The sequence below is a fragment of the Streptomyces sp. NPDC043952 genome (assembly GCF_056435325.1).
This window is the reverse complement of record NZ_JBWKES010000006.1, coordinates 115,182-137,926: the sequence shown is the minus strand read 5'-3', so window position 1 is coordinate 137,926 and position 22,745 is coordinate 115,182. Positions and strand designations below refer to the sequence as shown.

Sequence of the window (22,745 nt, the reverse complement as noted above, 5' to 3'; positions counted from 1 at the left end):
GACGGTTCCGCTACCGGGGTTGCGATCCTGCCACGTGGCACCACCGGGGAGCAGGTCCCGGTCTCCGGCGCAGGGCTTATCCGCAGGTCAGCCGTATAAGGTGAGTTTTCCGGTCCGGACGTCCGCAGGCAGGGGGAAGTGAGGGGTGGGACCTTGGGTTCCGACTCAGGGGCACGCACAGCTTTCGCCGAGCGCCTCGCGCTGCTCTACAAGGAGGCCGGAAACCCTCCCCTGAAAAGCGTCGCCGAGGCGGTCGCCCGGCTCCAGCGGGTCGACGAGCGCGGCCGTCCGGTGCGGGTGTCCGCGCAGCGGATCAGCGACTGGCGGCGGGCCAAGAACGTGCCGGCCCAGTTCACCGCCCTCGCGGCGGTGCTCCAGATCCTGATCCCGGAGGCGCGCCGCACCCGCCCGCAGCCGGTCTCCGCGGGTCTGTACGACCTCGCCCACTGGCAGCGGCAGTGGGAGCGCGCGCTGGCCGACCCGGTGGGCGACCGGGCCGCGCCGCCCGCCGCACCGGCCGAGGAGAACGGCCGGCCGCCCGGACAGGCCCCGCCGATCACCGGTGGCGTGTGCCCCTACCGGGGTCTCGCGCCGTACCGGCAGGAGGACGCGCGCTGGTTCTTCGGCCGGGAGCGCAGCACCGAGGCGATCATCGCCCAGCTGCGCACCGCGGGCCGTACCGGCGGCCTGGTGATGCTCGTCGGCGCCTCGGGCGCGGGCAAGTCCTCGCTGCTGAACGCCGGCCTGGTCCCGGCGATCGCGGGCGGCGCCCTGGCCGACGCGGGGCTCACCCCGCAGCCGGACGACGGCACCGGGCAGCGGGCCCCCGTCGTCCAGCTGGTGCCCGGCGCCGACCCGCTCGCCGAACTGGTCCGCCGTATCCCCGACCTCGCCCCCGTGGCCGCCGAGGCGCGGGCGGCCGAGCGGGCGGCGGCCCGCGAGGAAGGCGCCGCGGCGACGAACGCCCAGGCGCCCCGGATCGTGCGCGGCGCCCGTGCGGCGGTCGCGGAGTGGGCGCGCCGGGAGGCACCGCCGGGGGTGCGGCCGGTGGTCATCGTGGACCAGTTCGAGGAGGCGTTCACCCTCTGCCCAAACGAGGCGGACCGCCGTACCTTCATCCAGCTGCTGCACGCCTCCTGCACCCCGCCGTTCGGCGCGTCCGGGCCCGCGCCCGTCCTGGTCGTGCTCGGCATCCGGGCCGACTTCTACGAGCAGTGCCTCGGCTACCCGGAGCTGGCCGACGCGCTCCAGCACCGGCACATGGTGCTCCCCCCGCTGACCAGCGGCGAACTGCGCGACGCGGTGACCGGGCCGGCCAAGGCGGTGGGCCTGGAGCTGGAGCCGGGCCTCGCCGAGCTGATCGTGCGCGAGGTGAGCGCCGACGGTCCGCGCGGGGCGCACGACGCGGGCGTGCTCCCGCTGCTCTCGCACGCCCTGCTGGCCACCTGGCAGCGCCGCAAGGCCGGGAAGCTGACGCTGGCCGGCTACCGCGCGGCGGGCGGCATCCAGGGCGCCGTCGCCGCGACCGCCGAACGCGCCTGGTCGGGGCTTGACCCCGCCGCCCGTACGGCCGCCCGGCTGCTCCTGCTGCGCCTGGTGCGGCTCGGCGAGGACACCGTGGCCACCCGGCGGCGCGGCACCCGGCGGCAGCTCTCCCAGGAGTCGGCGGACCCCGGCAAGACCGAGGAGTCCCTGGAGGCGCTGGTCCGGGCCCGCCTGGTGACGCTGGACGCGGAGACCGTGGAGATCACCCACGAGGCGCTGCTGCACGCCTGGCCCCGGCTGCGGCACTGGATCGACGACAACCGCAACGACCATCTGCTGCGCCAGCGCCTGGAGGAGGACGGCCGCGCCTGGGAGGACTCGGAGCGGGACAGCTCACTGCTCTACCGGGGCTCCCGGCTGGAACAGGCCCGCGCCTGGGCGCGCTCGGCGGGGGACACGTATCTGACCCGCAGCGCGGTGGAGTTCCTGGCCGCCTCGGTACGGCTGCGCAAGCGCACGGTGTGGCTGAGCCGGGCGGCGGTGGCGGCGCTGGTGGTGCTCGCGCTGGTCGCGGGCGGCTCCGCGGTGATCGCCTGGCAGCAGCGCGACGACGCCGTGTTCGAACAGGTGCTCGCCGAGGCGGACCGGGTGCAGCACACCGACCCCTCGCTCGCCGCCCAGCTGGACCTGGTCGCGCACGATCTGCGCCCCGGTGACCAGGGCACCTACAGCCGCCTGATCTCGATCGTGAACGCGCCGCTGGCCACCCCGCTGTCCGGCCACACCGGGGCCGTCTACCTGACCTCCTTCAGCCCCGACGGCCACACCCTGGCCACGGCCAGCTACGACCGGACCGTACGGCTGTGGAACGTGTCCGACCCGACCCGGCCCCGCCCCCTCGGGGGGCCCCTGACCGGGCACACCAGCTGGGTGAGCAGCGCGGTGTTCCGTCCCGACGGGCGGGTGCTGGCCAGCGCGGGCGACGACGGCACGATCCGGCTGTGGAACGTGCGCGACCCGGCCCACCCGGCCGCGCTCGGCGCACCGCTGACCGGCCACTCGGGCACCATCTACCTGGTCGCCTTCAGCCCCGACGGGCACACCCTCGCCTCCGCCGGGGAGGACGGCACGGTACGGCTGTGGAACGTCGCCGACCCGGCGCACCCCACCGCGCTCGCCGTGCTGCACGGGTCCACCGCGGCCGTGCGCAGCGTCGCCTTCAGCCCCGACGGGCGCACTCTGGCGGCGGGCGGCGACGACCGTACGATCCGGCTGTGGAAGGTGACCGACCCGCGCCGGCCGGCCGCGCTGGGCGTGCTGCGCGGCCACACGGACATCGTGCACTCGGTCGCCTTCAGCCCGGACGGGCACACCCTGGCCAGCGGCAGCGCGGACGACACCGTACGGCTGTGGAACGTGCGCGACCCGGCCCACCCGGCGGCGCTCGGCGCGCCCCTGACCGGGCACACCGGGCCCGTCTGGTCGGTGGCGTTCAGCCCCGACGGCGGGCGCCTCGCCGCCGCGAGCGCGGACAGCACGGCCAGCCTGTGGAACGTCAGCGACCCGGACTCCCCCTCGCAGATCGGCGAGCCCCTCGCGGGCAGCAGCGGCGAGATGTACGCGCTGGGCTTCAGCCCCGACGGCCGCACCCTCGCCACCGGCAGCGGGGACGCCAAGGTGCGGCTGTGGTCGATCCCGACCTCGGACATGATCGGCCGCAGCGGGGCGTTCAGCCCGGACGGCCGGGTGCTGGCCACGACCGCGCGCGACGGGCGGCTGCGGCTGTGGAACGTGGCGCGTCCGGGGCGGCCGGTGGCGCTGGGCCCGCCGTTCCGCAGCGGCGAGGGCGCCGACACCCTGGTCTTCTCGCCGGACGGCCGCACCCTCGCCGTGCTCACGGGCGAGCAGAAGGTGTACCTGTGGAACGTCTCGGACCCGGCCCACCCCTTCCGGCCCGGTCCGCCCCTGCCGCTGCGGACCCGCTTCATGGGCCCCGACGCGCTCGCCTTCAGCCCGGACGGGCACACCCTGGCCACGGCCAACGACGACCGCACCATACGGCTGTGGAACGTGTCCGACCCGGCGCGCCCGGCCCCGCTGGGCGCCCCGCTCACCGGCCACCACGGCTACATCAACGCGCTCGCCTTCAGCCCGGACGGGCACACCCTGGCCAGCGGCAGCGCGGACAGCACCATACGGCTGTGGGACGTGTCCCGGCCGGCCGCGGTGAAACCCCTCGGCGCCCCGCTCACCGGGCACACCGGCCCGGTCAACGCGCTCGTCTTCACCCCCGACGGGCGGGCGCTGGCCAGCGGCAGCGACGACGACACGGTCCGGCTGTGGAACGTCACCGATCCCGCCGCGGCGCGGCCCATCGGCGATCCGCTCACCGGCCACACCGAGGCGGTCACCTCGCTGACCTTCGACGCGGACGGCAACACGCTGGCCAGCGGCGGCGACGACAACACGGTCCGGCTGTGGAACGTCACCGACCCCGCCGCGGCGCGGCCCATCGGGCAGTCCATGACGCCCAACGCCAAGACCGGCACGTTCCTGTCCTTCAGCCCCGGCAGCCGCGTCCTCGGCGTCTCCAGCGGCCCGGACACGGTCCGGCTGTGGGACCTGGACGCCGGCCCGGCCATCGACCACATCTGCTCGGTCACCCGCGGCGTCCTCACCCCCGACAAGTGGCACGAGTACCTCCCGCGCCTGTCCTACGACCCTCCGTGTGGCAACTGATCGGCCAACTTCCGCTTTTTCCTGCCGACTTGGCACCACAGCGGCGCCAACCTTGTTACCCTTGGCCATAGCCCGATCGCTGGTGCATCCCCCGTCGCCAGCGATCGGGCCTTTCGCGTTCCCGTCCGCCCCGGCGCTACGCGTGCGGCCGACCGTCACGGACCCAGGTCGCTGCGGTCAGGACCGAGGTGACGTACATCAGGACGCTGAAAGTGGCTACGGATTCGACGTACTGCTCGTAGCCGCCCGCACGGAGCTGAAGCGCGAGGGAACCAAGCGCGGTCCCAAGCGCTGCGGTAGCGGCGGCCATGGCGACGAACGGGCCCTTCGTCATCGGTACTTCCCCCAAGCCAAGAGATGACTGATCACCATCGAGATTACATGCGGTGAGCATGGGGCAGCCGTGGATGCCAGAGACCCCCAGTCGATATCGACCGGGGGTCTTTGCGCCTGTGGCCTCATCCTCATCAGGTCGGATACAGAGACTCGGGGACGTTGGTCAATGGATCATTGCCCTCGGCTGGTCGTCCGCTGCGGTTCGGGGCTGATCACCGGTATTCGCGCCTGTCAGGTGCGGCCCTGACACCGCCCCGACCGCCGACACTGGGTGATCGACCGCCGCAGCGTCGCACGCCCGCAGGAGATCCCCTACTACATCGCCTGCTGCCCCGCCGGGACCACCCTGGACGAGCTGATCCGCATCGCGGGCAGCCGATGGGCCATCGAGGAATGCTTCCAGAGCTCGAAGCAGGATTGTGGCCTGGACGACTGCCGACTACCAGGTCCGCCGCTGCCCCGGATGGCACCCCCACATGACCGTCGCCCTGGCCGCCCACGCCTGCCTGACCGTCCTGCGAACCCGCGAGCTGGACACCGGCAAGGCAGAAACGGATCCTCCCAGCTCATCCACCTCGCCTCGCCGAGATACGACGGCTGATCACCCACCTCACAACCGGCGTCCCACACCCGAACGAGCACATCCTGTACTGGTCACACTGGCGCCGACGACGACAACACCAGGCCCGCACCAGCCACTACAGACGACGCGGACACAGCCTCTGACCTGGCCACCCGTCACGGCAAACATCGTTGCCGTACTAGCCCCGCGTGGACAGCCCCACGACGCCGCCCGTCACGACGGGTCGCTGCCCGGCGCCTCCTCGAGCTTGCCCCACGAGTCGAGGCGCCACCGCAGCCCACTGTCGTCGGTGAACAGCAGCGCCGGCCGGTTGTTGTCCACCGCGACCTCCGTCATCCGAGGCGACGTGAAGTACACCGTGTGACCGGCAGGTATAAGCGCCACAGGCACAGGACGCGTACCCCTGTCCGGATGGCGGCGCGCTTGCAGGTCTTTAGCCATGCTGGCGTTGTAGGCGTCGCCGAACCGGACCATGACGTCGTGGATCGGGTCGTCACTGGTGTTCGTGACCTCCACACCCCAGTGGTCGTACCCGGTCTGGTTGCCGTACCGGTCTGTTCCGCCATTGCTGCCCGTGGGGCTGAAGGACATATGCACCTGGCGGGCCTGTGAGACCTTACGCTCCTCTGCCTGCGCCCGGAACTCCGCACGCTCCAGCTCCAGGTTCTGCTGCTGCTCTGCCATAAACCGCGACTGCTCGGCGATGAACTCCCGCTGCTCGCCGATCTGTTCCCGCTGGCTCTTGATCGTCTGGTACGCGAACCAGGCTGCGCCGATCGCCCCCACCGCGCCAATCCACGTCGGTACGTCTCCCCACTGCACCAGGCCCGCCCCTTCCACGGCGCCAGCAACTCGTTCGAGTGGATCTTGCGCCGACTCTGTGTCTCGGAACACCGAAACCCAAGCCCCGACTCCAGCGTCTCCGAATCCTGGACACTGCCCCCTCAGTGTCCGCAGCACCGAGACACTGAGCCGGGTGCGTATGTGTATTAGAAGATCACCAAAAACACACACTCACCCGCGCCACCACCCACTTGCACCACACCCCCACCGCGGATCATTGGGACCAAGTCCGGCGTGCCCCGGACACAAACGCCCCGCCATCGCGAGGGGCGCACGTATGTCACAGCTCGGTGAACACGCCTTCACTTCATCCACACACCCGACATGCTGCCCGCCAGAGCCGAACCAGCCAGGGGGCAACGAATGTTCAAACGGGACCCGGAGAAGGCCGCACAACGCGAAGCACGGCGGGCGGAGAAGCGTCAGCAGCGCGAGGAATGGGCCGCGCAGAAGAAGGCAGAGGCACAAGCCCTTGCCGAGTGGCGCAGCACCCACCCCGCAGAGAAAATGTTGAACAGCGCCAGCATGCTCCGCACGTGGCCCAGCTCCAAGTTCGGAGAGACCCCCCTCGGCCCCATCCGAGGCGGTAGCGCCGAGTTCGTCGACGCGGGTGCCCACAAAGCTTGGACGGCCACACGGCTCGTCGGAGGCGTAGCCACCGGCGGCACTTCCCTCGTCGCAGGCCGCAAGAACAAAGGCGCCGCAGTCATCAACCTGACCTTCGGCAACGGAGCCGCTCAGACGTACAACGTGACGCCCGAGAACGCCACGTTGCGCGCGGCCAACCAGTACGTCACCGCGTTCAACGCGCTCGCCGCGCAACTCGCCAACGAGTAGTCGCGGGAGGAGCGCCATGTCCAGCAACCCCCGCAACGGGCGCCCCTACCGCCGTCTCACCGCCGCACAACGTGCCCTCGCCCTCCTCTGTTGGTGGTGCGGCCACGTCATCGACTACAGCCTCACCGGCGTCGACGCCAAGCACTCGCCCTGGGTATTCGCCCTCGATCACGCCATCCCCCTCAGCCGCGGCAGCGACCTCAACGACCCCGCCAACGCCCCGCGGTCGTCGGGCGGGAACTGCGGGCCATGATGCTGGAGCTGCGGAAGGTGGCACCCCGGCTGCCACCGCTGCGGACCCGGTGGACGGGCTGATGAAGCAGCGGAAGAAGCGTCGCGGTGCGTGACGAGGCTGGTCGGCTGTATGGGGTGCAGCAGCCGCGACTCGAGACCGCCCATCGAGGCCAAGGGCCTCGGCGAGGTCGGCAAGGACGTCGCCGATCACGAGGTCCGGCTCCGCGCGCTCGAACAGACGCTGTGGCGCGCGGTCGGCGGTGCCGCCGTCCTCGGCGCCGGTGCTGGCGTCCTCGCCCAACTCCTCATGCGCTGAAGAATCCTCGGTCCCCTTCCGCCGCGTGGCGGAAGGGGGCCCTTCGTCATGCCCAGGTTCAGCCGCCGAGGCGAACTGCGGCGATACCGCAGTCTCCGCGCTGGCAGAAGGTGACTGGCCGTACCCTGGCCGCATGATTCGCGCTGTGATCTTTGATGTCGGCGAGTGCCTCATAGACGAGACCACCGAGTACGGAACCTGGGCCGACTGGCTCCAGATCCCGCGCCACACCTTCCACGCGATGTTCGGCGCCGTCATCGCCCAAGGCCGCGACTACAGGGAGACCTTCGCCGAGTTCCGGCCCGGCTTCGACCTGTACGAGGAGCGGGAGAAGCGGGCCGCTGCCGGGCGCCCGGAGCACTTCGGCGAGGCCGATCTCTACCCCGACGTCCGCGACGCCCTCGCCGCCCTCCGCGCAGACGGCCTCTGGCTCGGCATCGCCGGTAACCAGACCGTCCGCGCCGGCGGGATCCTCCGCGAGCTGTTCACCAACGACGTCGACCTGATCGGCACCTCGGACGACTGGGGCGCTAGCAAGCCCGACCCCGAGTTCTTCCAGCGGGTCGCCGAGGTTGTCCCCGCCGAGGTGGACGAGATGCTGTACGTCGGAGACCGCATCGACAACGACATCCGGCCCGCGCGCGAGGCGGGCATGCACACCGCGCTCGTGCACCGCGGCCCGTGGGCGACGATCCAGTGGCGGACGGAGGACGCGGAGACGCTCCCCACCTTCAGGGTCGAGAGCCTCCTCGAGCTGTCCGGGCTGATCAAGCAGTTCAACGAGCAAGCGCGCTGACTGTCGTAGACCAGCCGTACAGCCGGTCATCCAGGTCACGGACACACCGCTCGTGCTGGTGCGGCGCCAGAGCGCGCCGCACCTCCCGCACCCGGTCCATACCCATCGCGTACCACGTCTGCTCCAGCTGGTCGAGCGCGCGCACCGCGTACCCGCAGGCGGCCTCCGGGTCCCCGGCCGCGGCCTCGACCGCGGCGAGGTCGCCGAGGATCACGGTGGTCTGCTTCTCCTCGGTCGGGCCGAGCGCGTCAAGGACGTCGAGGAGCGTGGTCCGGGCCTGCGGGAGGTGCCCGGCCTTCAGCTGGGTGTTGCCCTTGAAAGCGGCCAGGCGGACGGGGCTGAACCAGTCCAGCCACCCCGGCGACGGGTGCTCGCTGCCGCGCGCGAGGACGTCCTCTGCGTGCCCGATCAGGTGCAGCGCCGTCCTCGGGTTTCCGCAGCGCGTCTCGCACTCGGCCTCGACCGCGTCCAACCACGCCAACAGCTCGGCGGACGCCGGACCGCGGCGGGCGTAGGTCCGCGCGGCCACCATCCGCTCAAGTGCCGCGTCGCGCTCGCCCACCCAAGCGGGGATGAAAGCGGTGTGCGCCAAGATCGCCGCGCCGAGCAGCGCCTCGTCTGCCTCGCCGGCCGCCTGGAGCGCGCGGAGCAGGGTGTGCTGCGCCCGGTCGGCGTCGCGGATGTCGAAGAACTCGATCCTGCCGGCCAGCAGCCACGTCTCCGCCAAAGCCGAGGCGATCCGCGTGCGCGTCTGCCCTGCGGCCTCCGGGAGTAGCGCGCAGCCGAGAGTGGCATGCGCGACCGCCGCGGGGTGCAAGGTGGCCGGTGCCACGGACCAGTAAAGGCGCCGGTGAGAGCGGGTGACGGCCTCGTAGTCGTCGGCAGCGGTCGCAGGCTGCACGACGACGGTTTGGGTGGGTACGACGGCGAGTCCGGCGTCGGTGGCGAGCGTGGTGCGGCGGATCCGATCGGCGGCAGTTCCGGCTTCCGGGGTGAAGCCGAGCGAGAGCATGTCCTGGCCGAGGAGTCGGATGAGGCCCTGCTCTTGCTCGGCGTGTGGCCATGGCGGATTGTCAGATTCCCAGCGGCGGACCTGACGGACTCCGACGCCGAGCGCGTCTGCGAGTGCCTGCTGGGATCGGTAACCGGCAGCGATCCGAGCGGACTTCAGACGGGTGTTTCCTTTCGCGGCCACACTGCGCCTCCAGGGTCCGAGCCTTTCCCGGCTAAGTGTGCGGGCAGGTCCTACTGTTGGGCAACGGTCACCCGACCTGCGTATAGAAAGTCCTCTTCCCGGCCGTGAAGAGTCCGGCGCAAGTCCTCGGTTTGGCGTCTCGTCAGGGCCACTCTGTTGCGCACCCCCATCACGCATGGCCGCCGAGGAGAACCCGTTGCCGAGCCTCCAACTGCCGTCCGCCGCAGGAGCCACCCTGCACGACGCCGGACACGACTGGGACGCCATCCGCGTACCCCTCAGCGTCGGCCTCGCCGCACTCGCCATCCTCGGCCCCCGCTGCGGCGCCGCCGTCGAAGTCCCCCTCAGGTCCGCCGGCGTCGTCTACTACTTCGTCCCCACCGGAACCGCCGACAAGTGGGATGTCGAGAACACGGTGGCACTCGGACGGGGCTCGACGCTCGTGATCCCGCCGGCGCGGCGCACGGAAGGGCCGGGCCCGCACTGGCGGGTCTGCCCCGGTGAGGACGGCTGGCTCACCGATCCGGATGCTCTCGCGGCAGCGATCGGGGACGCATTCGGGCCGAAGGTCGGAGAGGAGCGGGCCGGATGATTGCCACGGAAGCTTCGCTCGCCCTGCTTCCGCTCCCCGACTACAACACGCTGGCGGCCCGGCAGGTTCGTGGCCGTGCCTGCGTATGGGGCGGCGAAGACCTGGCGAACATGCCCTCCGTCGACCCCGGCAAGCACACGATCCGCCGCCTCGGCACCCGCACCAGCTGGACCCCGCGCGCCTGTTACGGCTGTACCGCCAGCTGCGCCTACCGCGCTTTGCTCGACCACTCCGTGCAGTGCCCGCTCTGCGCGTCCGAGAAGACCGCTACGCAGTGCACCGTCGGCCAGGGCCTGAGCCGCCTGTACCGGGAGTACCGCCGGTGAGCGTCCTGGTTCCCGAGGAGTCGCAGCGGCTACACCGGCTCATCGCCTACTACCAGGTGCCCTTGGGGCTGTCCGATGAGCAGCGCGCCGGCGCGGTCTGTGTCTGGTGCGGGGGCCCCTCCGGGCCAGGCGCCATCGGCCTTGAGTATCCCGGCTACCACGGCTGCTTCGACTGCTACCTGTCCCGGATCAGCTGGCTGATCACCTGGTACGCCTGGCAGCAGCACGTGCTGGACTGCACGCCCTGCCAGCAGCTGCGCACCTGCTACGTCGGCCGCGGCCGCCGCATCCGGCACGAACTCACCATCGTGCCCGCGGGCAAGGAGCAGTTGTTCTGCTCGGCGTGCCGCCGCCCCGTGGACCCTGACGAACAGGTGATGCCCGTCCGCGTCGAGGGCCCCGACCGTGATCTCCTCGGCTACGGCCACACACATTGTCTGACCCAGAGGGCGGTAACGCGATGATCTGCGCCCGCTGCAACAAGCTGATCCAGCCCGGCGAGAAGGTCGAGACGATCACGAACCCTGGTGCGACCGCCGCAGGCGCCGACATCGGGATCCACGCCGCCCCCTGCCGCCCCGCACCCCAGCAGACCGCGCCGACGCCGCGCTGGTCCTGACGACTCCGTGTCCGGACGCGACGCCGACCGCGCCGGACACGGAGGCCGCAGGAGTCGCCGTCGCTGGTTGCCTCATGCCGACGGCGGCCCCGCCACGCCATCCACTGGACTACGCAAGATCGACTCGCCTGGGAGGCGCCCATGACGATCAGCGTTCAATCCGAATTACCCCACGACTACCGGCCGGGTGTCGGGACCATCTTCGCGTACGCCGCAGCGCAGATACATAGCGCGGCCGCCGGGGTGTGGCCCGGTGTTCCCCTCGTCCTGGAGCAGCACGTCCCGAGCATCACCGGGTACGTCCACCAGGTGCGGGTGGGCGACCGCGTGCTCTACGGCAAGCTGTCCATCCTGGGCCTCTCCCTGGTATCCCTCCTGCGCGGTGCTGGCGGCAGCTGGCCCGCGGTCCTCCAGGCCCAGGAGCAGTACCTGAAGAGGACCGACGGATTAGTGCCTCGGGAGGCGGTACAGCTCGGCATCCTCGCCAGCTTGGACAGTCCGGCGGTCTGCGGTGTAGCTGGCGTGCATGAAGGCGTCCTGTTCACGGAGCCCGTGCTGGGTCCGTGCCTCGGCGACCTGTTGCTCCGGGAGCCAGGCCGTACCGTCGATCTCCTCACGGACCTCTACGCCGAGCTTCGTCCGCTTCACCGGCCCGGCGCCGCCCGGCATCTGGGCGCGGAGAACACCATCGGTGAACGGGGCATCGGCGGCACCTTCCTCCGGAAGTTCAACGGTCTCTCCGGCGCGGCCTACGTGGACCGGCTCGGGGAGCAACGATGCGCGCCGGCCACCCGCGAGGATGTGGTCACGCTCATCCGGTCGTCCGTCCGGCAGCTGAGGAAGCTCCGGATGACGCTTCCTGGGGCGGAGGGCACGGCCTTGGTGTACGGGGACCTCAAGCCCGAGCACGTGAAGTATCCGTACGGCCCTGGGGGGCGGCCGGTGCTACTGGATCCGGGGCTGATGAGGATGCACCCGGCAGGGGACATGGCCAAGCTGGTGAGCCGGATCGTGCTGTTCCTCTGCGCGCATCAGCCCGGAGAGGAGACGGCCCGCCAGGTCCTCGAGGGGTTGGCCGAGTTCGCCACGCGTGTCGTCCGGCTTTCCGCCCAGGAGCGGCCGTTGTGGCTGGCGAACGTGGTGACGCTCTGGCTCATGGACACGGTGAATATCCTCTCCTCCTACCTCTCCGCGCCCTCCGCACTCCCGCTGCCTCGCCCTGCCCTCGCACTCGTGGAGCGCGCCGTCCCGGTGTGCTCGTTCATCGACGCGGTGAGCGCCGACGCGGCGCGGAAGGCCGGCACGACCGGGTTGTGGAGCCGAGCCTTGGCCCGCGCCGTGGCGGTGGCGTCATGAACCCGCGGGTGCCCGCGGTCGGCGTGATCGGGGCCGGCGCGGTCGGCCAGGCCGTGGGCGCGGCCCTTATCCATGCCGGTCTCTGCGATCACCTCCTCCTTGCGTCCCGTTCGATGGACCAGGCCGCAGCCCTCGCGGACGACCTCAACGACCTGCGGGTGAGCATCGGCTCCGCGGTCCGGCCCTACCCGGTGGCCGTGCCGGAGCTGCGTTCCTGTTCCGCCGTTGTAGTAGCTGCTCGCGCTCGCTTCACGAACACCCGCAGCACAGACGTCCGTATGGGTGGCCTCCACGCCAACGCGACAGTCCTCCAGGGCCTGGCCAAGGAGTTCCGCGGCTACCCAGGGACGCTCCTGGTGGTGACGAACCCGGTCGATCTGATGACGCGGCTCGTGACGGAGGCCTCCGGCTGCACCCGCGTCTTCGGCCTCGGATCTAGCCTCGACACCGCCCGCTACCGGCTGACCCTGGCCCGCCTCCTGGACGTACCCGTCCACACGGTGCGCGGCCACGTCATCGGCGAACACGGAGACGCCGCCGTGGTGTGCGCCTCCTCCACAACCGTCAACGGCACACGCGTCACGGTCCCACTCAAGCAGGTACGCGCCGAACTCGCCGCGCGGCCCGGACGGATCAGCGCCGGCATCGGCCGGACCCGGTACGGACCGGCCGGCGCCCTGGTGAGCGCGCTCCGCCTGACCCTCGGCGCGCAGGACGGCGTCACCGAACTCTCGGCCCCGTACGGCGATGTCTGTCTGGGAATTCCGTTGCGGTTCGCCGGTGGCCGTCCTCTACCGTGCGTGCCTCCACTGGACGATGCCGAGGTCCGGCAGCTGGAGGCCGCCCGTTCCAAGCTCCGTGCTGCCTATCAGGGCGTGCGCGGTATCCCGTCCCAACCTCTTCCGCCTGGGAGGAATGTATGAGCGCACACGCCGTCCGTCTGGAGACCGCCGGTGCCGCCGTCACCGTGGTCTCGCCGGAGGAGGCCGTCACGGACTGGACCGGCCGATACATCGGGCCATGGTGGAACGCGGCCGAGGTGCCGCCGGAGAGCGTCTGCGCCGGGCCGCTGCTCACCGCGAGCGTCGATCGTGAGGCGTACGACGACCTCGCGTTCACGGTGACGCAGGCGCCGCACACCAGCACCACCTACGCACGGGAGCGGATGCTGGTGGCGAGCGACTCCTCCGGAGTGATCCAGGCGGTCACGTCCGGGAGCGCGCTCGCCTACCGGTCGGACCCGGCCGCGCGGTCCCTGGAGATTGTCGGCTGCCGCACGGAGGACGTCGCCACGGCAACCGCCCGGCTCGCTCGGGAGATGGTGCGCGGAACGCTCCTCCGGGACGGCTGGTCCATCCTCCACGCCTCCGCCGTCGTCCAGGACGGCCAGGCGATCCTCACCCTCGGGAAGAAGGGCGCGGGAAAGACCACCACGGCCCTGGCCCTGGCCGACCGCCGCCAGCTCGGCCTCCTGGCCAACGACCGCGTGTTCGTCCGCGCCAACGAGGACGACGGAGTGGACGTGCTCCCCTGGCCGTCCGCCGCCGCGATCGGACTCGGCCTCCTGGGTGCCCTCGGCTGGTTCGACATCACGCAGAACCGGCTGGAGCGCGGGGAGTCCCTGCACCCCACACAGGACGAGCGGGTCACGCAGGCTCTCCTCGCCGGCTGTACCAAGCCGCTCTGGGAGGAAGGGAAGGAGCTGAAGGCGCAGGTCTTCCCAGACCAGTTCGGCCGTTGGTTCGGCCTCACGCTGGCGACGAGCGGCCGGGCCGCGGCCCTCGTGTTCCCGCGCGTGGAGCCCGGCACCGTGCCTTCCGTGGAGGACCGCGGGCGGGTCCTGGAAGACGGCGACTTCATGAGCGGGGAGACGGAAGACCGCTACCCCGACGTGTTCGCGCTCGCCCAGGTCGACGGCGGCGGCATGCCCGCAGCCCGGCGGGAGGTTGCCCGGCGCCTGTCCGCGCTGCCGCACCACTACGTGGTCCTCGGCCACGAACTGGGCGCGAACGCGGACTTCCTCGCGAAGCTGACCAACTGCACGTAGCCGAGGAGAGCCGTGGGCCCGGCCTCGGCCGTTCAGCGAACAAGGTCCGCGAGCGGCACGCCGATCGCGTCGGCGATACGGATCAGGGTGTCCAGCCGCGGTGAGGCGTGACCCTGCTCGATGCGGCTGTACGTGGCGACATCAATGCCCGACCGTCCGCAGACGTTCAGCTGGGTGAGGCCGCGTTCTTCGCGAACGCGGCGGATCTGTTCCCCTACCTGGCGGCGGCGGGCGAGTACCCGGTCGTCGGGCGGAGTGGGGCGGGACACCCGCTCCACGCTTCCGACCTAGTGATCATTTGTGATTAGGGTCTACCCTAATTTTTTTAGATCTCTGCCGCTTGGGAGGGGACCTCGAAGCTCGGGTTGGCGTGTTGGCACGCCGGCCTGGTGAAGCGGGGCCGGCATGATGTGCGTCCGTCAGCCCTGGGCGCTCGCCGTATAGGTGAGTGCCCTTTCGGTCGGCCTGGGGCTGACCGGGCTCGCTTGGGGTTGTACGTCAGGCGGACGGGATCCTCGCGTCCACCTCCCCTGCGTGCGAAGTACACGTAGTGTCGCGTGAACTACAGAGGCTCGGCCGCGCGCCCGTACCAGGCCATGACCTGGTACAGAGCCGAGCAGCCCAGTGCGGTGCGGATCGGGGCCAACTCCTTGTCGACCGCGCGGCGGCTGAGGCCGATGCGGGGACCGACCTGATGGGCGGAGCAGCCGAAGTCGAGTTCACGGAGGATGCGCCACTGGCGCTCACTGAGGGGCCCGAGCCTGGTCCGTCCGACGCAGGTCGGACGACTGGCCGCTTGGACCTCACGATTCCCACATGCGACTCTAACTGTCGGTGACACCACCGGAAACCTGTTCGATTAGTGAGGTGTCTATGTCCAGGGTTCGTATTGCGGCAGCCGCCGCCCTGCTGGCGCCGGCTGCGTTGATCCCGACGCTGCACCACCTTGAGGGAGCCACCTCGCACGAGCAGGCCGGGGATATCGGCTGGGGCGTCGTCACGCCGGCTGCCACTGCGCCGCCGGAGGCCGCGAGTGCCGCCGACATCGGCTGGGGCTGACGCACCCGCCGCCACGACTTCCGGTCTGGGTGCTCGGGAGGCCCCAACCGGAATGACGGACGCCCCCTGTCGCGAGAATCGACAGGGGGCGTCCTGCTGCCCACAGTAGAGGGCGCACCCCTCATTTCGTAACAGCAGGAACCTGCTATCCACCGGGTGGACAGGAGAACAAGTTACGGGGGAGTAGCGGGGTACCAAGATCCGCAAATGTAGATGCCCGGTAGATCCTGAGGATCTACCGGGCATCTGACCAGGCGTTACGCCGATGTGGGGCTAACAGGATTTGAACCTGTGGCCTCATCCTTATCAGGTCGATCACGGTCTCTCTGAGCGTTGGGGTGATCCCAGCCCTGCGGCAGTCTACCGACCGCTGGAGGCCGCTCTCGTTCGGCCGTGTTCGCCGCTGTTGGTGTCAGACGTTGGTGTCAGACAACAACGACGGGCTTGACACGGGGCTGAGGGAGGCGCACTGCGATCCCCTGCACGACGATTAGAACGATCACCGCGACCACCAGCCACGTAGCTTGGCGAACGAGAGCGGTCACCGCGTTGGCGTTGATCACACACGCCATGATCACGGCCAGCGGGATCATGATCTTCTTGATAGTGCGACGCCCGCATGCGACAGTGTCAAGCAGGTGGGTGTCGAGCACCGACAGTCCACCAAAGCCCAGGATGGGCATACGTCCTCCTCGGTTGTCAGAAGGGCGCGCCCGGTTCCTCTTCCCAAAGGCGGGCGCGCCCTTCGGTGTTGATGCTCCAACGGTAGGGCACGACGCTGAGGCATTGACCCGCCCAACGCTCGCCGCACTGTTGTCGACGAAGGTGTTGTCCAGGAACATGTTGTCGTGCCCGGTGGCCCAATGGCGGCCTACCTTAGTCCGCTGTGACCTGCGGAAAAGGGCCGCCATATCACACCCTCCTGACAACGGCGGCACCGAAACGGCCTGCAAATCTCGTGTCACATGACCAATTGCGGCGTATGTCTGTATTTTTTTAGTGACTGAGATCACAAAACTAATTGCCGGGCAAGTCCTCCACCCCGCCCACCACTCACCCCAGCTCCCTTCCCGTCCGCCGTCGACCCACACACCGTGGAGCGGGCGTGGTTCAGGGGCGTCAAGGTGGAGCGCGCCACTGTACGAACGACCTTGACGCCCCTGGGCCGCGTCTGCTCGGCTCTGCCTGGGTCGACGGTGGACGGGATGGGAGCACCCCGCGCACGCCACTGCGTGCCCGCGGTCGGCGACGGCGCCTCCTCCATCCCGGTGCCGGCCGATCCCCGCCGGAGGCATCGTCTTGACCGTGGGCCGTGCTCCGCAGTGCTCGCCTCATGGCCGCCGGCCCTATCCACATGTGGGCGCGCGTCGGCGCAGCCCGCGCGGAGCGGGCCGAAGGCAGGAGCGTCGCGCGGAGCGGAGCCGGGAAGCGCGCCCGGCGGAGCGGAGCGCAGCCGGGGCTTGATGAGGTAGAGAAACCTGTAACAGCTTGGTCCTGCGGTCGCTGACGCAGCTCACGCAGCCGGTGCGTCAGGCACTCGGCCGTGTTCGAGGTAGATCGGGGTGGCGCTCTCGCGCGCCTTGGCGGCAGTTCTGATGCGGCGGGCCAGTCGGGGGATGGTCCTCTTCTCCATGTCCGCCAGGGACACGAAGTGGAAGCCGCGAAGTTCGTCGGCCTGTAGCGTGATCCGGCTCGTCAGTTCTGGGGTGAGCTGTCCTCCGTCGAAGAGGTACAGGACCTTGTCGCCCTCGGCATCATTGGGGGCCCAGTCGACGGCCAGCAAGCGGCCCAGCGGAGGAGTGATCCCGAGCTCTTCCCGAACCTCTCGGACTGCGGCTTGCAGGGGTGATTCCCCGGCCTCGACATAGCCGCCGGGGATGTCCCAGTAGTCCTTGTAGGTGGGCTCCACCATCAGAACCCGCCCGTCGGTATCAAAGAAAAGCGCACCCGCGGCCATACGCGGATGCGCCATCTTCGCTTCGTGCTCGTTCACCGCCATGTAGCCGAGCGTACCGATCTCAGACCACATGCAGCCGGTGGGCAAGCTCGGCCAGGGGGCGGCTGGGCCGACCACGCTGGTTCCGGACCCAGGTAAGAACAAGCTCCCTCGCAAGGTAGTGGCTGCGGACCTGTTCCGGTGCCCACTGCTCGGCTTCGAGGATCATCGACAAGGCGTCGTCGGCCCGGTTGTGTGCGCTGAGCGCGCGGGCCACTTCGAGGTTGTGCCGTGTCCGGCGCTCGGTCGGCAGACCACTGGTGTCGATCTGCGGGCCGAGGTCCATCGCCACCTGCATGTCTCCCAGCTCTGCCGCCGTAGCCACTTGGTGAATCGCTACGTTCGTCGGCCCGAAAGCGGTCCACATGTGGTTGGCATCATGCCCGAGCTGCCGTGCTGCTCGGTCGGCCTCGCCGAGGAAGGCACGAGTCGTGGCCCGGTCGTCGGCGCGGGCAGCTGCCATCGAGCCTGCGAGGAAGAGCGTCCCGTAGATCGACAGGAACTCGGCGTCGGCATTCCTGAGCGCTGGTCGCAGGTAGTCGGCAGCGTCACCGACCAATTGCACGGCGGCCTCAAACCGACCGTTGGACAGAAGGCAGTGAGCCACAGAACGGAAGAGAGAGCCGGTCACAGCCATGTTGTCCGACTGCTGAGCGGCGGACAATCCGCGGTCGGCCGCGATCCACGCAAGATCCGTTTCGCCGACCTTGGTCAACACCATGGCGGCGCCCTGGTACGTCATCGCCATCAGCTCTTGCGCTCGCTCGCGGTCCCGACCTTGCTGGGCTTGGGCGGTGATGAGCGCGTCAGCCAGTACGAGGGGGAGACGCCGGGTCGCAAAGCCGTACCGGGAATCCTGGTAGGCGTCCCAGACTTCGGCCACGCTGCTCTTCAGCTCGTCCAGCGGAGTCGGCTCGCCCTCGGTGGTCACGCCCAGAAGCGGCGTGAGCTGCCGGTAGTTCATCAGCGCGGATCGAAGGGCTGGCACCGTCCGGGTACCGCTGTCAGCCGTCCACTCCATGAGGGTCGGCTCGGCGAGAAGATCCCCAAGAGTGACATCCAGGGCATCGGCCAAAGTCTTGATGACCGACAGACGATCCAGCTCGATCCGATTGTTCTCGGCCTTGCTCAGCCAGTCGACCGTACGCCCGACCAGGCCGGCCAACACTTCCTGGGACATGCCGCGCCGGCGGCGGTACCAGGCGACTCGCTCACCAATCGTCAGGTTCGTCGTCATTCCTCGCATGGGAAGAGCCTCCCCCTGTCTCTTCGCGCGACCCCGGAGAAAATTTCCGGGATGGTGAGCCGGGCCGGTCCTAGCGTTGCCGTCAGATCAGGGAGTTGACAGACCGCGAGTGCAACGAGGGGGCCGTGGTGGGGCTGACCCCGGAAGAGCGACGGGAACTGATCAGCCAGCTAAGGCAGGTCAGCACCGAAGTGGCAGAACTGGCGCGTCGAGCCGATGCGCTGGTCACTGCCCTGGAACCTGTTGCCGTACCAGTTGCTCCAGCTGGTCCATTCGCTCCGCAAGGCGGCGCACGTCTTGGCGGACCTCGGACAGGTACTCCGTGATCTGCTCGAACTCGGGACTGTGCTTCGCCGGCCGGTCCTTGCCGGGCAGTGCGGCAAAGCTGCCCTTCCCCTGCTGGGAGATCGCGTAGCCATCCTCACGGAGACGGGAGATCGCCTGTCGGGCGACAGTGCGCGACACGTCGTGCTGCTTCATCAGCTCCGACTCAGAGGGAAGCTTTTCGCCCGTGGGCCTCACCCCCGAGCGGATCTCTCCCTTTAGTTCATCGGCAATCTGCAGATACAGCGGTTGTCCCGTCAGCCCGGCCATAGCCCCTCTCCTGGTTGTCGTACCAAGTGCACCACACCGAGACAGGCGCCGTCGAGAAGCCACTTGACATACTTGGCATAACAAGTGCACTCTCGATCCCGGAAGGCCTGACGCACTAAGTGCAACAGGTACCGACTCGCAAGGAGTGACGTATGCCATCGTTCAAGATCGACCTTTCGACCGCTGTGGTGTTCGTGGCGACCGCGCCGGCGCCGAAGCTGGCCAACGCGAAGACGGGTGAGCGGGCGATGGACCGTGAGACCGGGGCGCCGCTGTCGACGGTGGGCCTGCTGGTCTCGGACGAGGGGGAGGGGAACCTCTACCAGGTCACGATCCCGGAGACCGGGTTCTCGGAGGGTCTGGCGCCGGGCATGCCGGTGAAGGTGGTCGGGCTGAAGGCGCGGGACTGGGAGAACGAGTTCAACGGGCAGAAGCGGCACGGCATCTCGTTCCGCGCGGTCGCGATCACTTCGGCGGCCTGACCATGACGGATCTGTCCATGGTGCTGGAGGCCACGGGTGCCCTCGCGGGGGCCGGCGGTCTCGGGGTCGCGAAGGTCCGCGCGCCGCGCGTGTACTGGTCGCTGGTCGGCCTGCCGGTCGCTTGGGGCCGGTTCACGGTCACCTACCGCTCCACGATGGACGTGTGCGGGCTGACGGTCCAGCCGTCGCGCCTGCGGGCGTTCCTCACCCGGAACGTGGCTCGGCGTGAGGTGCTGCCGGTGCCGCCGAAGGTCCGCGGGGTGCGGGGTACGTCGACGGGGATGCGGGTGACGCTGCGGCTTCCCGCCGGTCTGGAACCGGCCGACCTGGTGGCCGCCTCGGAGCGGCTGCGGCACGCCTGGGGTGTCCACTCGGTGACCATCGCCGAGACCAAGCCCGGCTTCGTGCAGCTCCGCATGACCGGCTATGACGTGCTGCGCCGCGTCCGGATGCCCCGCACGGCCCGCCCCGACGGCTTGGCCGTTCCGGTGGCGCTGCGCGAGGACGGCACCGCGTTCGTGCGGGACTTCCGCAAGGTGCCCATGGCCCTGACACTCGGGGCGAACAACTCGGGCAAGTCCGTCTACCAGCGCAACCTGATCAAGGGCCTGGCCACGTTGCCGGTGGCGCTGGTCGGGATCGACTGCAAGCGCGGTGTCGAGCAGTCGGCGTATGCGCCCCGGCTGTCGGCCCTGGTCACCACGCCGGATGAGGCGGCCTCGCTGCTGGACGTGCTGGTGTCGGAGATGGAGTCCCGCTTCGACCTGCTGAGTCGGCACGGCGTCTCGGACATGTGGGACCTGGCCGAGGAGTTACGGCCGGTGCCGGTCGTCGTCCTGGTGGACGAGGTGGCGGAACTGTTCCTGATCTCCTCCCGGAAGGACGAGGAGCGGCGGGAGCGGATCGTCACCGCGTTGATCCGGCTCGCGCAGATGGCCCGCGCGGTCGGGATCTACCTGGAGGTGTGCGGGCAGCGGTTCGGCTCCGAGCTGGGCAAGGGCGCGACCATGCTCCGTGCGCAGCTCACCGGCCGGGTGGTGCACCGGGTCAACGACAAGCAGACCGCCGAGATGGGTCTCGCTGACGTGGCGCCGGATGCGGTCGTGGCCGCAGGTCTGATCCCGGCGGAGCGTCCCGGTACGGCGGTTGCCGCCGACTCCTCCGGGGGCTGGGCGAAGATCCGCACCCCGCATACCTCCCGCGATGAAGTCGTGGCGGTCTGCCAGAAGTTCGCCCACCTCGTCCCCGACCTGCCCGCCCTCGACCCGTACCGCCCGCACGTGCCCGCCGACGCCCCGGTCTCGGGTCCGTCGCTGGTCAAGCCGCGCCCGGTCACGGACTGAAGGGGGGACACGTCATGACCACGCGCAAGAAGGCCGCGCCCAAGCCGGTGCCCTGCCCGGACTGCCGGGGAGACGGTGAGGTCTCCACCACGGTCCTCGTCGGACGCAAGCGCCGCGCGATTGGCAAGCAGTCCGGCTTCTGCCTGACCTGCCTGGGAACCGGCGAAGCCCCCGCAGGCGGGGAGTGATCACCGTGCCGCGTTCGATCCGCCCTGATGCCGTCCTCGTCCAAGCCGTGATCGCCGGGGCGTTGTCCTTCGCGCACCTGCACGACCTGGCTGCGGCGGCGGGGCAGTCCGGATGGAAGGCGTGGGCCTATCCGGTCTCGGTCGACCTGCTGTTGGTCGCCGCCTGGCGTCGGCTTCGCGCCGGCCGGGACCGCTCGTCCTGGACCTGGTTCGCCATCGCCCTTGCCGCCTCACTCGGCGCCAACGTCGCCACCGCCGGCCTGCTCGATCTGGGTCATGTGCCCGCCTGGCTGCGCATCCTCGTCGCCGGCTGGCCCGCCCTCGCGTTCCTCGGCGGCACCCTCCTCGTCCACGCCCCCGCCCCGGCCTCCCCAGAGCAGGAGCCGGACGAGGAAGACAAGGAACCGGCGGCGCCGGAAGTCGAGATGCACCGCACCGACATCCCCGACCCGGAACCCGCCCCGGAGACGGTGCCAGAGCTGACCCCGGCACCGCCCAAGCCGCCCGCGGACACCCCGGCCGTGCCGCCGGCCCTGCTCAACCACGCCCGCTCGATCGCTGACGCACACCGCAACTCGACGGGCGAGCAGATCACCGCCGAAACGCTGACCGCCCGGCTCGGCCTGCCCGCCCCGACCTGCCAAGCCATCGCCGCGCAACTCCAACTCACCTGACCTGGAAGGGAGGTGAACCCTGTGCGCCCGAACCGCTTCTACAACGTGATCCGCATCGGCCCGGTCGAGGTCGGCACCTTCAACAACGGCCGTGGCCAGACCCGGCACACCGCCGCCTGCACCGCCCCCGGCTGCGGCTTCTCCACCGAACACCGCGACCGCTCCGCCGCCGAACTCTCCGCCCGCACCCACCGCTGCACCGCCTGAGAGAAGGAGAAAACCCCGTGTTCACCCCGAAATACCCGCCCCCGGACACCGCCCCCGTCTCCGGCCCGGCCCCGGCGCCCACGTCCGACCACACCCCGGCCAACTTCACGCTGGCTCAGGCCCCGGTCCCGGTCGTCCCGGCTCCGGCCTCGAACCGGCCCACGATCCAGCTCACCCCCGGCAGCACGCTCGCCCTCGTCGGCGGCGGCACCGCCGTGGTCCTGGTCGTCGGCGCGGTCCTGGTCTCCATGCTCCTCGCGGTCGCCATCACCGGTATGTCCGTCGCCGTGACCGCCGTTGTCCTCCGCTCGCTCCTCAACAACCAGAAGGGCCGCTGACATGGGCATCTTCAGCCGCAAGTCGACCCCCGAGCCCGCCCGCGATGAGGAGATGGTCGAACTCGGCCGCGAGTACGCCATCGCCCGACGCCACCGCGACACCAAGGCCATGAACCGGATCATGCGGCAGGTCGGCAACGACAAGGACGTCAAGGACCTGAGCGACTTCCGCGCCGGCCAGGAGTCCTACGACTCCATCCCGCCCATCCCGCGCGGTCGCAACCGCCGCCGCTGAACGGCCCCGGGGCGGCTCTCTCGCCAAAGAACCGCCGCCCCGGCGCCTGCATCCCATCCAGATCCAACGGACCCGAAAG

28 protein-coding genes and 1 pseudogene are annotated in these 22,745 nt (G+C 70.1%); 21 read left to right on the top strand and 8 right to left on the bottom strand.

Going from position 1 to position 22,745, the window contains the following annotated elements; genetic code table 11:
* Positions 1-153 precede the first annotated feature (153 nt).
* Positions 154-4,224: an nSTAND1 domain-containing NTPase gene (locus tag AC069R_RS09365; protein ID WP_478765912.1), complete on the top strand. Its 4,071-nt coding sequence runs from the start codon at positions 154-156 to the stop codon at positions 4,222-4,224.
* A gap of 136 nt (positions 4,225-4,360) precedes the next feature.
* Here the strand turns inward: AC069R_RS09365 and AC069R_RS09360 are convergent, their stop codons facing one another.
* On the bottom strand, positions 4,361-4,534 hold the full coding sequence (locus tag AC069R_RS09360) for an SCO3870 family protein (protein WP_478766142.1): 174 nt from the start codon (positions 4,532-4,534) through the stop codon (positions 4,361-4,363).
* A gap of 183 nt (positions 4,535-4,717) precedes the next feature.
* On the opposite strand from AC069R_RS09360, the pseudogene AC069R_RS09355 reads away from it, so the two are divergent.
* Positions 4,718-5,153, top strand: a pseudogene (locus AC069R_RS09355) (IS701 family transposase); the annotation flags it as partial.
* 203 nt (positions 5,154-5,356) lie between these two features.
* Here AC069R_RS09355 and AC069R_RS09350 read toward each other — a convergent pair.
* The gene (locus AC069R_RS09350) at positions 5,357-5,965 is read right to left on the bottom strand and encodes a hypothetical protein (RefSeq protein WP_478765910.1); all 609 of its coding nucleotides are present in this window, start codon (positions 5,963-5,965) and stop codon (positions 5,357-5,359) included.
* 384 nt (positions 5,966-6,349) lie between these two features.
* Between AC069R_RS09350 and AC069R_RS09345 the strand changes: the two genes are divergently transcribed.
* From AC069R_RS09345 to AC069R_RS09330, 4 genes are all read left to right on the top strand, one after another.
* Positions 6,350-6,823 (top strand): hypothetical protein, encoded by a 474-nt coding sequence (locus AC069R_RS09345; RefSeq protein WP_478765909.1) that lies wholly within the window; start codon positions 6,350-6,352, stop codon positions 6,821-6,823.
* Between the two features lie 16 nt (positions 6,824-6,839).
* On the top strand, positions 6,840-7,076 hold the full coding sequence (locus AC069R_RS09340) for an HNH endonuclease (RefSeq protein ID WP_478765908.1): 237 nt from the start codon (positions 6,840-6,842) through the stop codon (positions 7,074-7,076).
* A 90-nt stretch (positions 7,077-7,166) separates the two neighbouring features.
* Entirely contained in the window at positions 7,167-7,373 is a 207-nt protein-coding gene (locus AC069R_RS09335) for a hypothetical protein (RefSeq protein ID WP_478765907.1), read from the top strand.
* Between the two features lie 133 nt (positions 7,374-7,506).
* The gene (locus AC069R_RS09330) at positions 7,507-8,169 is read left to right on the top strand and encodes an HAD family hydrolase (RefSeq protein WP_478765905.1); all 663 of its coding nucleotides are present in this window, start codon (positions 7,507-7,509) and stop codon (positions 8,167-8,169) included.
* Here the strand turns inward: AC069R_RS09330 and AC069R_RS09325 are convergent.
* A complete protein-coding gene (locus tag AC069R_RS09325) occupies positions 8,150-9,364 on the bottom strand; it encodes a transcriptional regulator (protein ID WP_478765903.1) in 1,215 nt (404 codons plus the stop codon). The two genes, AC069R_RS09330 and AC069R_RS09325, sit on opposite strands and share 20 nt — an antisense overlap.
* 175 nt (positions 9,365-9,539) lie before the next feature.
* Between AC069R_RS09325 and AC069R_RS09320 the strand changes: the two genes are divergently transcribed.
* From AC069R_RS09320 to AC069R_RS09290, 7 genes are all read left to right on the top strand, one after another.
* Positions 9,540-9,956, top strand: a complete 417-nt coding sequence (locus AC069R_RS09320; RefSeq protein ID WP_478765901.1) for a hypothetical protein — start codon at positions 9,540-9,542, stop codon at positions 9,954-9,956.
* Positions 9,953-10,282: a hypothetical protein gene (locus AC069R_RS09315; protein WP_478765899.1), complete on the top strand. Its 330-nt coding sequence runs from the start codon at positions 9,953-9,955 to the stop codon at positions 10,280-10,282. The genes AC069R_RS09320 and AC069R_RS09315 overlap by 4 nt, the downstream gene beginning before the upstream one ends.
* On the top strand, positions 10,279-10,746 hold the full coding sequence (locus AC069R_RS09310) for a hypothetical protein (protein WP_478765898.1): 468 nt from the start codon (positions 10,279-10,281) through the stop codon (positions 10,744-10,746). The genes AC069R_RS09315 and AC069R_RS09310 overlap by 4 nt, the downstream gene beginning before the upstream one ends.
* Positions 10,743-10,901 carry a hypothetical protein gene (locus tag AC069R_RS09305; RefSeq protein ID WP_478765897.1) on the top strand — a complete coding sequence of 53 codons (159 nt, stop codon included), beginning with the start codon at positions 10,743-10,745 and terminating at the stop codon, positions 10,899-10,901. Before AC069R_RS09310 ends, AC069R_RS09305 begins: the two co-directional genes overlap by 4 nt.
* Positions 10,902-11,042: 141 nt before the next feature.
* Entirely contained in the window at positions 11,043-12,257 is a 1,215-nt protein-coding gene (locus AC069R_RS09300) for a phosphotransferase (RefSeq protein ID WP_478765895.1), read from the top strand.
* Positions 12,254-13,180, top strand: a complete 927-nt coding sequence (locus AC069R_RS09295) for a lactate/malate family dehydrogenase (protein ID WP_478765893.1) — start codon at positions 12,254-12,256, stop codon at positions 13,178-13,180. The genes AC069R_RS09300 and AC069R_RS09295 overlap by 4 nt, the downstream gene beginning before the upstream one ends.
* Entirely contained in the window at positions 13,177-14,304 is a 1,128-nt protein-coding gene (locus AC069R_RS09290) for a hypothetical protein (RefSeq protein WP_478765891.1), read from the top strand. Before AC069R_RS09295 ends, AC069R_RS09290 begins: the two co-directional genes overlap by 4 nt.
* Before the next feature lie 32 nt (positions 14,305-14,336).
* Here AC069R_RS09290 and AC069R_RS09285 read toward each other — a convergent pair whose 3' ends face one another.
* Entirely contained in the window at positions 14,337-14,582 is a 246-nt protein-coding gene (locus AC069R_RS09285) for a helix-turn-helix domain-containing protein (RefSeq protein ID WP_478765890.1), read from the bottom strand.
* Between the two features lie 595 nt (positions 14,583-15,177).
* Here AC069R_RS09285 and AC069R_RS09280 point away from each other — a divergent pair.
* Positions 15,178-15,363, top strand: coding sequence for a hypothetical protein (locus AC069R_RS09280; RefSeq protein ID WP_478765888.1), 186 nt, complete (start codon positions 15,178-15,180; stop codon positions 15,361-15,363).
* 425 nt (positions 15,364-15,788) lie between these two features.
* Here AC069R_RS09280 and AC069R_RS09275 read toward each other — a convergent pair whose 3' ends face one another.
* The 4 genes from AC069R_RS09275 to AC069R_RS09260 all read right to left on the bottom strand — a co-directional run bounded on the left by AC069R_RS09275 (position 15,789) and on the right by AC069R_RS09260 (position 19,199).
* Complete coding sequence (locus AC069R_RS09275) at positions 15,789-16,046, bottom strand: hypothetical protein (protein WP_478765886.1); 258 nt, start codon at positions 16,044-16,046, stop codon at positions 15,789-15,791.
* An 830-nt stretch (positions 16,047-16,876) separates the two neighbouring features.
* Positions 16,877-17,362 (bottom strand): NUDIX domain-containing protein, encoded by a 486-nt coding sequence (locus AC069R_RS09270; protein ID WP_388312532.1) that lies wholly within the window; start codon positions 17,360-17,362, stop codon positions 16,877-16,879.
* A gap of 19 nt (positions 17,363-17,381) precedes the next feature.
* Positions 17,382-18,596 (bottom strand): helix-turn-helix domain-containing protein, encoded by a 1,215-nt coding sequence (locus AC069R_RS09265; RefSeq protein ID WP_478765884.1) that lies wholly within the window; start codon positions 18,594-18,596, stop codon positions 17,382-17,384.
* A 234-nt stretch (positions 18,597-18,830) separates the two neighbouring features.
* A complete protein-coding gene (locus tag AC069R_RS09260; protein ID WP_388312530.1) occupies positions 18,831-19,199 on the bottom strand; it encodes a GntR family transcriptional regulator in 369 nt (122 codons plus the stop codon).
* Positions 19,200-19,351: 152 nt separating this feature from the next.
* Between AC069R_RS09260 and AC069R_RS09255 the strand changes: the two genes are divergently transcribed.
* From AC069R_RS09255 to AC069R_RS09225, 7 genes are read left to right on the top strand one after another with little or no spacing between them, the layout of a single operon-like run.
* Complete coding sequence (locus tag AC069R_RS09255) at positions 19,352-19,681, top strand: SCO3933 family regulatory protein (RefSeq protein WP_388108766.1); 330 nt, start codon at positions 19,352-19,354, stop codon at positions 19,679-19,681.
* A gap of 2 nt (positions 19,682-19,683) precedes the next feature.
* Complete coding sequence (locus tag AC069R_RS09250) at positions 19,684-21,024, top strand: FtsK/SpoIIIE domain-containing protein (protein WP_478765882.1); 1,341 nt, start codon at positions 19,684-19,686, stop codon at positions 21,022-21,024.
* Between the two features lie 14 nt (positions 21,025-21,038).
* Positions 21,039-21,212, top strand: coding sequence for a hypothetical protein (locus AC069R_RS09245; protein ID WP_478765880.1), 174 nt, complete (start codon positions 21,039-21,041; stop codon positions 21,210-21,212).
* Between the two features lie 5 nt (positions 21,213-21,217).
* Positions 21,218-21,886, top strand: a complete 669-nt coding sequence (locus AC069R_RS09240) for a DUF2637 domain-containing protein (protein WP_478765878.1) — start codon at positions 21,218-21,220, stop codon at positions 21,884-21,886.
* A 21-nt stretch (positions 21,887-21,907) separates the two neighbouring features.
* The gene (locus tag AC069R_RS09235) at positions 21,908-22,093 is read left to right on the top strand and encodes a mobile element transfer protein (RefSeq protein WP_046418866.1); all 186 of its coding nucleotides are present in this window, start codon (positions 21,908-21,910) and stop codon (positions 22,091-22,093) included.
* A gap of 17 nt (positions 22,094-22,110) precedes the next feature.
* Complete coding sequence (locus tag AC069R_RS09230) at positions 22,111-22,431, top strand: SpdD protein (RefSeq protein WP_478765876.1); 321 nt, start codon at positions 22,111-22,113, stop codon at positions 22,429-22,431.
* Position 22,432: 1 nt separating this feature from the next.
* Positions 22,433-22,666 (top strand): hypothetical protein, encoded by a 234-nt coding sequence (locus tag AC069R_RS09225; protein ID WP_388312525.1) that lies wholly within the window; start codon positions 22,433-22,435, stop codon positions 22,664-22,666.
* Positions 22,667-22,745: the final 79 nt, after the last annotated feature.